This is a genomic window from Luteimonas sp. 22616 (assembly GCF_052044325.1).
In the GTDB taxonomy this organism is placed as follows: Bacteria; Pseudomonadota; Gammaproteobacteria; order Xanthomonadales; family Xanthomonadaceae; genus Luteimonas.
The window spans coordinates 559426-572703 of sequence record NZ_JBQEMW010000002.1 but is presented as its reverse complement, the minus strand read 5'-3'; the positions used below and the strand labels follow the sequence as shown (position 1 = coordinate 572703).

The following is a 13278-nucleotide window of genomic DNA, read 5'->3' as shown; positions in this document are numbered from 1 at the left end:
CGTCATGAAGAAGCCCCTGCTCGGCCTTGCCGTCGCGGCCGCCGTCGCCGCCTGTGCGACCACCACGTCGCCGACCGGCCGCACCCAGTACGTCGGCGCGGTCTCGCAGGACCAGCTCAACCAGATGGGCGCGCAGGCGTTCGCCGAAACCAAGGCCAAGACCCCGCAGAGCAAGGACGCGCGCCAGCTTGCGTACGTGCGTTGCGTGGTCAACGCGCTGACCCGGGAGCTGCCGGCCGGCAGCGGGCAGGGCACGGCCTGGGACGCCGCGGTGTTCGTCAACGACGAGCCCAACGCGTTTGCGCTGCCGGGCGGCAAGGTCGGCGTCTATACCGGCATCTTCAAGGTGGCGAAGAACCAGGACCAGCTGGCGGCGGTGATCGGCCACGAGATCGGCCACGTGATCGCGCACCACCACGACGAGCGCATCACCCGGCAGCTGATGGCGCAGGGCGCTCTGGGCGTGGCCGGCAGCCTGGCCGGCGCCGGCTATGGCGAAAACGCGGCCAATGCCACCACCCAGCTGGGCAGCATCGCCGCGCAGGGATTCTTCTTGCTGCCCAATTCGCGCGCGCAGGAGACCGAGGCCGACGTCGTCGGCCAGGACCTGATGGCCAAGGCCGGTTTCGACCCGCGCCAGGCGGTGAATTTGTGGCAGAACATGATCGGTGCCGGCGGCAATCGCCCGCCGCAGTGGCTGTCGACCCACCCCGACCCTTCGGCCCGCATCGGCGAACTACAGGCACGTGCCAACGGCCTGTTGCCGCGCTACCAGCAGGCACGTGCCGATGGCCGCGCACCACGCTGCGGCTGAAGTTTTCGTTAATCCGAAATAGCGCGCCTGTAAGCGGTTTCTGCTAGCTTTCGCACCCCGGCTGCGGCTGCGTGCCGTCCCCTCTTGCAACGAACGTCAGGTGATCCCCATGTCGAAGACCTTCCCCGTCCGCCACGCCCTGAGCGCCGCCGTGCTCGCGCTGTTCCTGACCGGCGCCGCGACCGAGACCTTCGCGCAATCCGCATCCGATGCGTTCAATTCCGGGCGCAAGGGACGCAAGGCGGACAAGGAGCAGCAGGACAAGGAATCGACCGCCAAGGTCGAGGCCAAGTATCCAAACGCCACCCGCGAAGAGCCCGAGGCCAAGGCGTCGGCCAAGCTGAGCTCGAAGCTCAAGAAGATCTTCGACGCCTACGGCGAGAACGATGTGGCCAAGGTCGTCCCGCTCGCCGACGAGATGATCGCCAACGACAAGGCCAACGCCTATGAGCGCGCCATCTCCGCGCGCCTGGCCGCCGCCAGCCTGATCGGCGAGGACGACGCCAAGGCGATGGCCTACCTGCAGAAGGCGCTGGACTTCAACGGCCTGAGCAACAACGAGCACTACGACTCGATGCTGATGCTCGGCCAGCTGCAGATGCAGGGCGACGACGACGCCAAGGGCCTGGCGACGGTCGACAAGCTGATCGCCGAGACCAAGACCACCAGCCCCGACGTGCTGGCGATCAAGGGCAATGCGCTGTACCGGCTGGAGCGCTATCCGGAGGCGATCACCGCCCTGCAGCAGGCGATCGATACCGCCGGCGCCGAAGCCAAGCCCGAATGGCAGCAACTGCTGATGGCGTCGTACTTCGACAGCGACCAGCCCGCCAAGGCAGCGGAGATCGCCGAAGCCGCGCTGGCCAAGAACCCCGACGACAAGAAGCTGCAGATGAACCTGGCCTCGATCTACATGCAGGCCGAACAGAACGACAAGGCCATCGCGCTGCTCGAGAAGATGCGCGCCAAGGGCCAGCTCACCGAGGACCGCGACTACCGCAACCTTTATGCGATGTACCTCAACACCGAGGGCCGCGAGAAGGAAGGCATCGCCGTGATCAAGGACGGCCTGGACAAGGGCGTGATCAAGCCCGACTACCAGACCTACCTGGCGCTGGGCCAGGCCTATTACTTCACCGACCAGCCCGCGCTTGCGATCGAGAACTATCAGAAGGCCGCCCCGCTGGCGCCGGATGGAGAGGCCTACCTGAACCTGGCCCGGATCCTGTGGGGCGAGGACCGGCTGGGCGAGGCCAAGCAGGCCGCGCAGAAGGCACTCGACAAGGGCGTAAAGAAGCCCGAGGAAGCCCGCAAGATTCTTGCCCAGAAGGGCTGATGATCCATTCGACCAAGGTGGGAGTTGTTGGTATCGACCGCCTTGATTGGTATAAGCTTGGAAGTTCCCGCGGCCGAAAAAGCCACGGACCAACAACACCCGGGGCGCTGCGGCGTCCGGCCCTATTTTGAGCCCGCTGCGCATGACGGAACAGTTGCCGATCCACCACAAGCACGACCGCGAGGATGACGACGGCCTGAACTGGCCGCGCATCGCCGGTATCACCCTGGCGATCGCGGTCCACGTCGCGGCACTGCTGCTGATGCTGGCGCCGGTGACCCCTCCCGGTGGGGCGCAGGACGAGGAAGAGGTGACCCGCGTGGTCATCATCGAGCCGCCGCCGCCGCCGCCACCGCCGCCGCCGCCGCCGCCGGAACCGCCCAAGCCGCAGGAGATCAAGCAGCTGGCGCCGCCGCAGCCCACGCCGTTGCCGCCGCCGCCGGAAGAGCCGCCGGTGGTGTTCGACGAGCCGTCGCCGATGGACACGCAGGCGCCGCCGCCTGCACCGCCTGCACCGCCCGCGCAGATCGCGGATATCGGTGCCAGCGTCGACATCTCGTCGAAGAACATGAACCCGCCGAAGTACCCGCCCGCCGCTGCGCGTTCCGGCATCGAGGGCACGGTGATCCTGATCATCGACGTCGATGCCAACGGCAACGTGATCGATGTGTCGGTGGAGAAGTCCAGCCGCAACCGCGACCTCGACCGCGCCGCGATCGCGGCCGCCAAGAAGTGGCGCTTCAACCCGTCGATGGTGAACGGGCAGAAGGCCGCAGGCCGGGTCCGCGTCCCCGTCGACTTCAACCTCGGCGGCTGACCACCCGGTCAGCACCCGACATCCGCTTCCATTCGCTATACCCGTCCCACCGATCCAACCAAACTCCAAACCACAACATCCAAAGGTAAGCGTCATGCTGCAGGAAACCACCACCGCCGCCCCCGGAGGCGACGCCGCCGCTGCTCTCTCCCAGATGGGTGTCGACCATCTGATCAACGAAATGGTCACCAACCCCGGGCCGATGGCGGTCCAATGGGTGGTGGCGCTCACCCTGATCCTGATGTCCGTGATGTCGATCTACTGGATCGTCGTCAACTTCCTGAAGAACGTGAGCCTGCGCCGTCGCGGCGACTCGGTGACCGCCACCTTCTGGGAAACGACCAACGCGCAGGACGCGATCCGCTACATGGAAGAACAGCCGCGCAGCGAGCCGTTCTCCAAGATCGCGCTCGACGCCGCCCAGGCCGCAGCACACCACCAGCAGAGCGAAGGCTCGCGCCTGGTCGAGTCGCTGAACCGGTCCGAGTTCGTTGATCGCGCGCTGCGCCAGGGCGTGACCCGCGAGTCGATGAAGCTCGAAAGCGGCCTGACCGTGCTGGCTACCGTCGGTTCGACCGCGCCGTTCGTCGGCCTGCTCGGTACCGTGTGGGGCATCTACGGCGCGCTGATCCGGCTCGGTGCCGGCGGCCAGGCCTCGATCGACGCAGTGGCCGGCCCGGTGGGCGAGGCGCTGATCATGACCGCGGTCGGCCTGTTCGTCGCGATCCCGGCGGTGCTCGGCTACAACTTCTTCGTGCGCCTGAACCGCGTCACGAACAACAAGTTCGACACCTTCGCGCACGATCTGCACGACTTCTTCGCCACCGGCGCACGCGTTGGCGAGTTGAACCAGACCAAGCGCTGATCCACTGAACTGACGGAGTTCGACCATGGCCTTCAGTACTGGCGATGACGCTGGCGCACCGATGTCCGAGATCAACGTCACGCCCCTCGTGGACGTGATGTTGGTGCTGCTGATCATCTTCATGATCACGGCGCCGCTGATGTCGCACAAGATCAAGGTGGAGCTGCCGCAGGCCAACCTCGACACCATCGAAGATGGCCCGAACAAGGTGCAGCCGATCACCCTGGCGATTACCGACGCCGGCCAGGTCTACTGGAACGACCAGCTGGTGACCCCGGCCGTGCTCGAAAGCCAGCTTGCGGTCGAGGCACAGAAGACGCCGCAGCCTGCGATCAACATCCGCGGCGACAAGACCACCAAGTACCGGGCAGTCCAGGACGTGGTCAACACCGCCCAGGCGCAGGGCATCCGCAAGGTCGGCTTCGTGGCGACCAAAGAACAGAACCACTGAGGACACGGCACCATGGCATTTGCATCCGATTCCGGTGGCGGCCCCATGGCCAACATCAACGTCACGCCCCTGGTGGACGTGATGCTGGTGCTGCTGATCATCTTCATGATGACGGCACCGATGCTGTCGTACCCGATCGACATCGACCTGCCGCAACGGTCGACGACCCCACCGCAGAACCCGCAGGATCCGCCGGAGCCGATCCGGCTCCGGATCGACCAGTCCGGCACCATCTTCTGGAACGACAGCCCGACGCCGATGTCGGCGCTGCGCAACATGATGGAGTCCGAGGTCCAGCGCGACGTCAACAACCAGCCGACACTGGAGATCGACGTCAACGCGGAAGCCGAATACGGCATCCTCGCCAAGGTCCTGGCCACGGCCAGGAACGCGCAGATGCAGAAGATCGGCTTCGTCAAGAAGTAACCGCTCCACCGGGCTGGCGCACCTGCAGCGCGCCGGTCCGGGCTTACCTTTGAACGCCGCCCTCCCGGGCGGCGTTTTTTTGTGCAGTCGTTTCGTGCAGCCGCCTTCACATGGCCGGGCGTAGCGTCGTTTGAACGACGGCCGGCAGGGGAGGTGCGACATGGCGTTCGCAATCGGATCCATGCAACGGGAACAGGCGCAGATCAACATCACGCCGCTGGTGGACGTCATGCTGGTGCTGTTGGTGATCTTCATGGTCGCGGCGCCGGTGCTGTCGCGTCCGATCCCGCTCCAGCTGCCGCAGGCCGGGCCGGTGGACGTCGAGCCGCCTCCGCGGCCGGAACCGGTGCTGCTGCGCATCGATGCGGCCGGCGGGCTGACCTGGAACGGCGCGGCCACATCGCTGCAGGCATTGCCGGCGCTGTTCGCGGCCGAGGTCCGCAAGGCGAGCGACACGCCGCCGATGCTGCAGATCGATGCCGACGGCAACAGCGACTACGACACCTTCGCCAAGGTGCTGGCCGAGGCCAACGGCGCGGGCCTGCATGAGATCGGGTTCGTGCGGCGGCCTTGAGCCGACAGGCTCGACGGCCGCTCAGGCCAGCAAGGCGAGGTAGCGGCGAACCGTGGCGGCCAGGCCTTCGTACAGGGCTTCGCCGATCAGCGCGTGGCCGATCGACACCTCCAGCACGTTCGGCACCGCGTCGAGGAAGGTGGCGAGGTTGGCCTGGCTCAGGTCGTGCCCGGCGTTGACGCCGAGCCCCGCCGCGGCGGCGGCGCGCGCGGTGTCGGCGTAGGCGGGCAGCGCCGCAGTTGCCGATCCCGCGGCGAAGGCTTCCGCATACGGACCGGTGTACAACTCCACGCGCGCGGCGCCGATTGCCGCGGCGCGTGCCACGTCGGCGCCGGTGTCGGCGAACAGGCTGACCCGGCAATCCAGTGCCCGCAGCGCGGCGACCAGCGGCGCCAGCGAATGGGCATCGCGCGCGAAATCGAAGCCGTGGTCGGAGGTCAGCTGCGCGTCGCCGTCCGGCACCAGCGTCGCCTGTGCGGGGCGTGCCTGCTCGCACAACGCGAGGAAGCCGGGATAGCCGGCGCGCGGCGGCGCGAACGGATTGCCTTCGAGGTTGAACTCGACCCCGTACTCGCGCGTCAGCTCCGCCAGTGCGTACACGTCGTCGGCGCGGGTATGGCGTGCATCCGGACGCGGATGCACGGTGATGCCGTGTGCGCCGGCGTCCAGGCAGGTGCGCGCCGCGCGCAGCAGGTCGGGCTCGTCGCCGCCGCGCGAGTTGCGCAGCACCGCGATCTTGTTGAGGTTGACGCTGAGGACGGTCACGTGCGGCGGCCGCTTACGCTGCCGGGGGTTCGCTGCCGGCGGCGGCCCGGCGGGCCTGGGCCTGTTCGCGCAGGCGGCGGAGCTCGGCGGGATCCAGGATCAGGCTTTCGTCGCGGCTCTGGCTGCCGATGCGGCGCGCCAGCAGGCCCAGCACGGTGGCCAGCACAAAGCCCAGCGCCGCCAGCAGGCAGATCACCGACAGCGCGATCGATGTCGACTTCAGCGCCACCGCGAATGCAGCCAGCGCCAACAGCAGGTAGAGCCAGACCATGCGCCGTCCCTCGGCCGTGGAAACGCCGACAGTCTAACCGCCCGGACGTGGCCGCCGGGGCGCCGCCGGGCGCGTGACCGCGCGCACTCGTCGGCTCACAGCAGCGGCGAGCCCAGCCGCGCCAGTGCCTCGGGCAGGCGAGCGCGCAGCAGCGGCCGCTGGCGGTCGTCACGCACCCGTGGCGCGTTCGCGAGGTCGTGCTCGAACAGCGCCGCCAGCTCCGCCGCGATCGCGGTGTCGTGGAACAGCACCGAGAGCTCGAAGTTGAGCCGGAAGCTGCGGTTGTCGAAGTTCGCCGAACCGATCAGCGCAAACGCGTCGTCGACCAGCAGCGCCTTGGTATGCAGCATGCGCGGCCCGTACTCGTACACCTTCACGCCCGCGGCGAGCAGGTCGTCGAAGTACGAGCGTGCGGCCAGCGTCACCAGCAGGCTGTCGCTGCGCCGCGGCACCATCAGTCGCACGTCGAGCCCGCCGAGCGCGGCCGAGGTCAGCGCCATGGTCGCCGCTTCGCCGGGCACGAAGTACGGCGTCGACAGCCACACCCGCTCGCGCGCGGCATGGATCGCGGACACGTGCAGGCGGTGGATCGACTCCCACGACGAATCCGGGCCGGACGGCAGCACCTGGGTCGAGACGGTGCCGGGGCGGCGCGGAAGCGGGTTGCGCGTCAGCTCCGCCAGCAGCGCGCGGCTGCGGGTGGCGTACATCCAGTCCTCGACGAACACCACCTGCAGCGCCCGCACCGCGTCGCCATCGATCCGCAGGTGCAGGTCGCGGAAGGCATCGTCGCGCAGCGAGTCGTTCTCGTCGTCGGTGATGTTGATGCCCCCGGTGAAGCCGATGCGGCCGTCGATCACCACGATCTTGCGGTGGGTGCGCATGTTGACCCAGGTGCGCGTCCAGATCCGGCCGAAGCGCGCGGGATGGAACCAGGCGAACTCGCCGCCAGCGGCCAGCAGCGGACCGAAGAAATGCTTGGTCGCCTTGGCCGAACCGACGGCGTCGAGCAGCAGCCGCACCTTGACCCCGGCGCGCGCGCGTTCGACCAGCGCTTCGAGCAGGGCGTTGCCGGTGCTGTCGGGCTGGCAGATGTAGTACTCGAGATGGATGTGCTCGCGGGCGTCGCGGATGGCCTCGAGCAGGGCGGCGTAGGTGGCCGCGCCATCGACCAGCAGCCGTACCGAATGCGCCGTCGACGGCGGCAGCCCGGTCGTCGCCGCGCCCAGCCGCGCCAGCTCTGCCGCATCGTCGTGCGCACCCTCCAGGTCGGCATCCTCGCGCGGCATCCGGCTGCCGCTGCGGCGCAGGCGATGACGCTTGATCTTCTGCGGCCCGAACACCTGGTAGACCAGGAAGCCGACCACCGGCAGCGCCGCCAGCCCCAGCAGCCAGCTCAGCGTCGCCACCGGCTCGCGCTTCTGCAGGACGATCCAGCCGCCCAGCCAGACCAGGTAGGCGATCCAGACCGCGGCCACGTAGAGGCGCAGGTGCGGGATGGCGATGAACGCCTGCCAGGCGGCGTGCAGTGAATCGAACATGCAGTGGGTTCCTTAGCCACGGCGGCAGGCGGCGCGATGTCGCGGTCGCTGCGACGCTGGTTCGCTAGCCTAAGCGGATGCGTGACGATGGCAACGTGAAGCTGGCGGTCCACGGTGCGCCCAGGGGGCGCGGCGCCGCGTCCTACGTGAGCGGACGTTTCGAAAAACGCGTGGCGCGCAGCGAGGACGACGGTTGGGGCTCGACCTGGGACCTGTCCGACGCTGCCGGCGCCGACGACGACCCGCCGTCGCACCCCGACACCCGCGTGACCGAAGAGCGCGCGCGCAGCGTCATCAGCCGCAACCAGTCGCCGGACGTCGGCTTCAGCCAGTCGGTCAATCCGTACCGTGGCTGCGAGCACGGCTGCGTCTACTGCTTCGCGCGTCCGTCACATGCCTACCTCGACCTGTCGCCGGGGCTGGATTTCGAGACCCGCCTGTACGCCAAGACCAATGCCGCCGAACAGCTGCGGATCGAACTGGCGAAACCCGGTTACCGCTGCAACGCGATCGCCCTGGGCATCAACACCGATGGCTACCAGCCGATCGAGCGCCGCTACCGCGTCACCCGCGCGCTGCTGGAAGTGCTTGCCGAATGCCACCATCCGGTCAGCATCGTCACCAAGAGCGCGCTGGTCCTGCGCGACCTCGACCTGCTCGCGCCGATGGCGCAGCGCGGCCTGGCCAGCGTGTACCTGTCGGTCACCACGCTCGACAACCGCCTCGCGGCGAAGATGGAACCGCGCGCCTCCGCACCGCACACGCGGCTCAAGGCGATCCGTGCGCTGTCCGAGGCGGGCGTCCCAACCGGGGTGCTGGTCGCACCGGTGATCCCGATGATCACCGACCGCGAGCTGGAAGCCATCCTCGAAGCCGCGCGCGCCGCCGGCGCGCAGTCCGCCGGCCACGTGCTGCTGCGCCTGCCGCACGAGCTCAAGGACATCTGGCGCGAATGGCTGCAGCTGCACTATCCAGAGCGCGCCGCGCACGTGATGAGCCTGGTCCGGCAGATGCGCGGCGGCAAGGACTACGACGCGGAATTCGGCAAGCGCATGCGCGGCGAGGGGCCATTCGCCGACCTGATCGCCGCGCGCTTCGCCAGGGCGCACCGGCGGCTGGGTTTCGGCCGCCTGCCGCCGCTGGACACCGCGCAGTTCGTTGCGCCGCGCAAGCCGTCACCGCAAGGTGAGTTGTTCTGAGGAAAGCGCGATCCGTCCGGCTGTTGCTGCCTCTGCCTCTGCTCTTTCTGGGTCAATGAATCCACACCGCATCTCCGCAGATCCGGAGGGCGGCGCACATGGATGTGCGCCGTTTTTCTATGAGGCAGGAAGCCGATTAGAAAAATCCCTGCGCAACCCAGCGTCGCTGCGGGAGGTGTGTACGGGAAAGCGTTTTCTTTGGTTCGTTTCTTTGACGCTTATCAAAGAAATGAACTCGGCCGCGCAGCGGCCGAAACGCTCTTGATCCTTGGATTTTTTTGCAGACTCTTCCGGGAAAAAGCGAGGCAAAGATCGATAGCCAAGGCCAGAAGCTTTCGCCTTCGGCGACTTCATTTCTTTTGATAAGCGTCACTGCGCGCGCAGGAGCGCGCGCGAACAGTGAAGCTGGCCCCGAAGGGGCGAGCGCCATGGATGGCGCGAGTCAAAGAAACGGAAGCAAAGAAAAACGCTTCCCCGTACAGAGCTAACCGGGCAATTCGTTGACGCAGGGATTTTTCTAAGGGGCATCCTGCCCCGTAGAAAAACGCCGCACGTCCTGTGCGGCGCCCTCCGGGTCTGCGAACAGCCATGTCCCGTCACGATCTTCAGAAGCGAAGAAGCGAAGAAGCGAAGTGGCAACGGGGCGATGAACTTGCCGCCAGCCATAACCACAGAAGAGCTCGCGACTGAAGTCGCTCCTACGAGCTAAAAGGCCGATGCGCAGCATCGAACCGCGGCCAGCACGCGATCAACCGCCCGCGAACGGCAGCAGCGGCCCGCCCAGCCACAGCCAGCGCGTCATCCACGCGCACACCAGCGCGAGCAGCACCGTCAGCGGCGCACCGATCTTGATGAAATCGGAGAACCGGTACTGGCCGGGGCCGAGGATCAGCAGGTTGCCGTGGTGCCCGATCGGGGTCAGGAACGCCACCACCGCGCCCAGCGCGGTGCAGACCACGAACGGCGTCGACGGCAGCCCGAGCGACTCGGCCAGCGCCACAGCGATCGGACCGAGCAGCACCGTCGTTGCCGAGTCGGAGAGAATCTGGGTCAACAGCGCAGCCGCGGTGAACATCACCAGCAGGATCGGCAGCGTCGGCCAGTCATGCACCAGCGGCAGCAGGGCGTCGGCGAGCAGCTTCGCGGTGCCGCTCTGCTCCATCGCGATGCCCAGCGGAATGACGCCGGCGATCATCACGTACACGCGCACGTCGATGCTGCGGTAGGCCTGGCCGATCTCCACGCAGCGCAGCGCGACCATCGCCACCGCGCCGAACAGGAATGCCATCGGCGCCGGCAGCCAGCCGGTAGCCGCCGCCAGCACGGTGGCGCCGAGGATCGCCAGCGCCAGCGGCGCGCGCACGCGGCGCTTGGCCTCGCCGGCGAACGGCACCAGCATCAGGAAGCCGTGATGCGTGGCGAGGTCGGCGAAGTCGCCGGGCTTGCCCCACAGCACCAGCAGGTCGCCTTCGCGCAGGCGTGCGTCGGACAGCCGCTGCGCGATTCCGCCGTCGCGGCGCCACAGCCCGGCGATCACCGCCTGGACCTGGCGCGAGAACTCCAGCTCGCGGATGCTGCGGCCGATGAATTCCGAACCCGGGCCGATCACCGCCTGTACCAGCTGCGCCTCGCCGTCATCGGCCTTGCCGCCGTAGCGCGCGACCGGCGCGAGCATGATCCCCGGATCGTCGTGCAGCGACGCCAGCGCATCGGCCGATGCCTCCACCAGTAGCACGTCGCCGCTGAGCAGGGGATTGCCCTTGCCCAGGTCGCTGCGCAACTTGTCGTCGCGCAGCCAGCCGACCAGGCGGAACTTGTCGCCCAGCGCCTTCTGCAGCTCGCCCAGCGGACGGGTGTTCCAGCGCGAGTCCTTCACCACCAGCAGTTCGGTGCGGTAGCGGTCCAGGCGCAGGTATTCGTCGTCGCCGGACTTGCCGGTGCGCTTGGGCAGGATCCAGCGCGCCAGCAGCATGTAGGCCACGCCGAACACCACCAGCGCCAGCCCGATCGGCGTGATCGAGAAGATGTCCAGGCCGGTTTCGCCGGAGCGCTCGAGCAGGTTGTCGGCGAGCAGGAATGCCGGTGCGCTGACCAGCGTCAGGCAGGTGCCGAGCGAGGCGGCGAACGACATCGGCATCAGCAGACGCGACGCCGACAACCCGTTCGCCTTGGCGAAGCGGGTGAGGATCGGCAGCATCATCGCGGTGACCATCACGTGGTGGGTGAACGATGCCATCGCCGCCACCGCCGGCATCGTCACCGCGATCGCGCGACCCTCGCTCTTGCCCGACGCGCGGCCGATCCACTGGCCGATGTGCTCGGTGATGCCGGTCGCCGCCAGGCCGCCGGAAATCACGAACACCGCCGCGACGATGATCGCCGGCTCGCTGGCGAACCCCGACAGCGCCTGGTCGCCGTCGAGCACGCCGGTCACCACCAGCGCCAGCAGGATCAGCATCGCGCTGACATCGATGCGCACGCGCTCGCTGACGAACAGGTAGAGTCCGCCGGCGAGGATGAGCAGGAACAGGATCTGGTCCAAGGCCATTGGCGCATTCTGCCTGCCCGGGCCTTCACGGTGTCTACACCCCGCCGAGACGCCGGCTTGATACCTTCTTCACAGGATGCAGGATCCGGCAATGGCGAGCGCGCAGACCCCCAACGACACCCTGGGTGAGGAGGTCTTTCGCCTCGCGATGGCGTCATCTGCCAGCGGCATGGCCATCCTCGACCCGGAAGGGCGCTGGCTGGAGGCCAATCCCGCCTTCGAGCGCCTGCTGGGCCGTCCCGCCGCGCGGCTGGCCGGCGAACGGATCACTGCGGCGGTGGCCGCGCGCGACGTGGAGGCGGTTCGCGACGCGCTTGCCGCGAGCACGGGCACACCGCAGCGGCTGACGATGGTGTTCGTGCACGCGGACGGCCATGAGATCCGCGCGCGCATCGAGGTCGCACCGATGCGCGATGCCAGCGGCCGCGTGCGCGCGCTGGTCATGCACGCGTTCGCGGCCGGCGCCGCGCCCGACGCGGGCACCGACGCCGACGCGATTGCGCAGCGGCTGGCCGAAACCGAAACCGCGCTGGCGGCGCTGAACCGGCTGCAGGCGTCGTTCGCGCACGGCGTCTCTCACGACCTGCGCGCCCCGCTGCGCGCGATCGACAGCTTCTCGGCACTGCTCGCCAGCCACCTGGACGGCGACCTCGACGACACCGCGCACGACTACATCGCGCGGATCCGCGCCGCCAGCGGACGCATGGCAACCCTGATCGATTCGCTGCTCGAACTGTCGCGGGCGCAGCGCGCGGAGCTGCACGCGACACCGGTCGACCTCGGCCTGCTGGTCGACTGGGCCCACGCCGAACGCGCCGACGCCGACCCCGGGCGCGAGGCGCGGATCGACGTGCAGCCCGGCCTGCAGGTGCTGGGCGACGAACGCCTGTTGCGCCAGCTGGTGGGGCAGCTGCTGGACAACGCCTGGAAGTTCTCGCGCGACCGCGATCGCGTGCGCGTGGAGATAGACGGCGAACGTCGCGGCGAACGCCTCGTGGTGCGCATGCGCGACCACGGCTGCGGATTCGACATGCGTTATGCTGACAAGCTGTTCGAGCCGTTCCAGCGCCTGCATGGGCCGGAGCAGGCCGCCGGCAACGGCATCGGCCTGGCCATCGTGCGCTGCATCGCCGAACGCCACGGCGGCCGCGTCTGGGCGCAGTCCGAGCCCGACGCCGGAAGTACCTTTTTCGTTGAATTGCCGGCCGTGCCGGATACCGGGGACCCGGCATGAGCCAGAAAGAGATCCTGCTGGTCGAGGACAATCCGGACGATGTCGAGCTCACGCGCATCGCCTTCGCCGAGGCCAAGGTCGCCAACAACCTGGCCGTGGTCGGCGACGGCGCCGAGGCGCTCGACTACCTGTTCGCGCGTGGCCAGTACGCGCACCGCGACCCCGACGACCTGCCCTCGATCGTGCTGCTCGACCTCAACCTGCCCAAGGTCGACGGCCGCGAGGTGCTGCAGGCGATCCGCGCCAACGAGAAGACGCGCGCCCTGCCGGTGGTGGTGCTGACCACCAGCACCGAGCCGTTCGACGTCGAGGCCAGCTACGCGCTCGGCGTGAACAGCTACATCCGCAAGCCGGTGGATTTCGAACAGTTCGTGTGGGCGGTCAAGCAGGTCGGCCTGTACTGGCTGGTGCTCAACCACCCGCGCGAAGGCGGCTGA

14 protein-coding genes are annotated in these 13278 nt (G+C 68.2%); 10 read left to right on the top strand and 4 right to left on the bottom strand.

The window, feature by feature from the left end; translation table 11 throughout:
* Window positions 1-4 precede the first annotated feature (4 nt).
* From ACTJIL_RS14965 to ACTJIL_RS14935, 7 genes are all read left to right on the top strand, one after another.
* Complete coding sequence (locus ACTJIL_RS14965) at window positions 5-814, top strand: M48 family metallopeptidase (RefSeq protein ID WP_440756407.1); 810 nt, start codon at window positions 5-7, stop codon at window positions 812-814.
* 109 nt (window positions 815-923) lie between these two features.
* On the top strand, window positions 924-2150 hold the full coding sequence (locus ACTJIL_RS14960; RefSeq protein ID WP_440756406.1) for a tetratricopeptide repeat protein: 1227 nt from the start codon (window positions 924-926) through the stop codon (window positions 2148-2150).
* Window positions 2151-2292: 142 nt separating this feature from the next.
* Complete coding sequence (locus ACTJIL_RS14955) at window positions 2293-2967, top strand: energy transducer TonB (RefSeq protein WP_440756405.1); 675 nt, start codon at window positions 2293-2295, stop codon at window positions 2965-2967.
* A gap of 94 nt (window positions 2968-3061) precedes the next feature.
* Window positions 3062-3832: a MotA/TolQ/ExbB proton channel family protein gene (locus tag ACTJIL_RS14950; RefSeq protein ID WP_440756404.1), complete on the top strand. Its 771-nt coding sequence runs from the start codon at window positions 3062-3064 to the stop codon at window positions 3830-3832.
* A 25-nt stretch (window positions 3833-3857) separates the two neighbouring features.
* Complete coding sequence (locus ACTJIL_RS14945) at window positions 3858-4283, top strand: ExbD/TolR family protein (RefSeq protein WP_440756403.1); 426 nt, start codon at window positions 3858-3860, stop codon at window positions 4281-4283.
* A gap of 12 nt (window positions 4284-4295) precedes the next feature.
* Window positions 4296-4709: an ExbD/TolR family protein gene (locus tag ACTJIL_RS14940; protein WP_440756402.1), complete on the top strand. Its 414-nt coding sequence runs from the start codon at window positions 4296-4298 to the stop codon at window positions 4707-4709.
* A 181-nt stretch (window positions 4710-4890) separates the two neighbouring features.
* Window positions 4891-5283, top strand: coding sequence for an ExbD/TolR family protein (locus tag ACTJIL_RS14935; RefSeq protein ID WP_440756401.1), 393 nt, complete (start codon window positions 4891-4893; stop codon window positions 5281-5283).
* Window positions 5284-5304: 21 nt separating this feature from the next.
* Here the strand turns inward: ACTJIL_RS14935 and ACTJIL_RS14930 are convergent, their stop codons facing one another.
* From ACTJIL_RS14930 to cls, 3 genes are all read right to left on the bottom strand, one after another.
* The gene (locus tag ACTJIL_RS14930; protein ID WP_440756400.1) at window positions 5305-6048 is read right to left on the bottom strand and encodes a pyridoxine 5'-phosphate synthase; all 744 of its coding nucleotides are present in this window, start codon (window positions 6046-6048) and stop codon (window positions 5305-5307) included.
* Between the two features lie 13 nt (window positions 6049-6061).
* Window positions 6062-6319, bottom strand: a complete 258-nt coding sequence (locus ACTJIL_RS14925; protein WP_440756399.1) for a hypothetical protein — start codon at window positions 6317-6319, stop codon at window positions 6062-6064.
* Window positions 6320-6414: 95 nt separating this feature from the next.
* Window positions 6415-7860: a cardiolipin synthase gene (cls, locus tag ACTJIL_RS14920; RefSeq protein WP_440756398.1), complete on the bottom strand. Its 1446-nt coding sequence runs from the start codon at window positions 7858-7860 to the stop codon at window positions 6415-6417.
* A gap of 101 nt (window positions 7861-7961) precedes the next feature.
* On the opposite strand from cls, the gene ACTJIL_RS14915 reads away from it, so the two are divergent.
* Entirely contained in the window at window positions 7962-9059 is a 1098-nt protein-coding gene (locus ACTJIL_RS14915; RefSeq protein ID WP_440756638.1) for a PA0069 family radical SAM protein, read from the top strand.
* 748 nt (window positions 9060-9807) lie between these two features.
* On the opposite strand, the gene ACTJIL_RS14910 is transcribed toward ACTJIL_RS14915, so the two are convergent.
* On the bottom strand, window positions 9808-11607 hold the full coding sequence (locus tag ACTJIL_RS14910) for an SLC13 family permease (RefSeq protein ID WP_440756397.1): 1800 nt from the start codon (window positions 11605-11607) through the stop codon (window positions 9808-9810).
* 91 nt (window positions 11608-11698) lie between these two features.
* Here ACTJIL_RS14910 and ACTJIL_RS14905 point away from each other — a divergent pair, with 91 nt between their 5' ends.
* Window positions 11699-12841, top strand: a complete 1143-nt coding sequence (locus ACTJIL_RS14905; protein WP_440756396.1) for a sensor histidine kinase — start codon at window positions 11699-11701, stop codon at window positions 12839-12841.
* Entirely contained in the window at window positions 12838-13278 is a 441-nt protein-coding gene (locus tag ACTJIL_RS14900) for a response regulator (protein ID WP_440756395.1), read from the top strand. Before ACTJIL_RS14905 ends, ACTJIL_RS14900 begins: the two co-directional genes overlap by 4 nt.

Excerpts from the sequence above, each read along its gene's own strand:
- ACTJIL_RS14960 (WP_440756406.1), top strand. The coding sequence starts at position 924 with ATGTCGAAGACCTTCCCCGTCCGCCACGCCCTGAGCGCCGCCGTGCTC.
- ACTJIL_RS14950 (WP_440756404.1), top strand. The coding sequence starts at position 3,062 with ATGCTGCAGGAAACCACCACCGCCGCCCCCGGAGGCGACGCCGCCGCT.
- ACTJIL_RS14905 (WP_440756396.1), top strand. The coding sequence starts at position 11,699 with ATGGCGAGCGCGCAGACCCCCAACGACACCCTGGGTGAGGAGGTCTTT.
- ACTJIL_RS14965 (WP_440756407.1), top strand. The coding sequence starts at position 5 with ATGAAGAAGCCCCTGCTCGGCCTTGCCGTCGCGGCCGCCGTCGCCGCC.
- cls (WP_440756398.1), bottom strand. The coding sequence starts at position 7,860 with ATGTTCGATTCACTGCACGCCGCCTGGCAGGCGTTCATCGCCATCCCG.
- ACTJIL_RS14925 (WP_440756399.1), bottom strand. The coding sequence starts at position 6,319 with ATGGTCTGGCTCTACCTGCTGTTGGCGCTGGCTGCATTCGCGGTGGCG.
- ACTJIL_RS14940 (WP_440756402.1), top strand. The coding sequence starts at position 4,296 with ATGGCATTTGCATCCGATTCCGGTGGCGGCCCCATGGCCAACATCAAC.
- ACTJIL_RS14900 (WP_440756395.1), top strand. The coding sequence starts at position 12,838 with ATGAGCCAGAAAGAGATCCTGCTGGTCGAGGACAATCCGGACGATGTC.
- ACTJIL_RS14935 (WP_440756401.1), top strand. The coding sequence starts at position 4,891 with ATGCAACGGGAACAGGCGCAGATCAACATCACGCCGCTGGTGGACGTC.
- ACTJIL_RS14945 (WP_440756403.1), top strand. The coding sequence starts at position 3,858 with ATGGCCTTCAGTACTGGCGATGACGCTGGCGCACCGATGTCCGAGATC.
- ACTJIL_RS14910 (WP_440756397.1), bottom strand. The coding sequence starts at position 11,607 with ATGGCCTTGGACCAGATCCTGTTCCTGCTCATCCTCGCCGGCGGACTC.
- ACTJIL_RS14955 (WP_440756405.1), top strand. The coding sequence starts at position 2,293 with ATGACGGAACAGTTGCCGATCCACCACAAGCACGACCGCGAGGATGAC.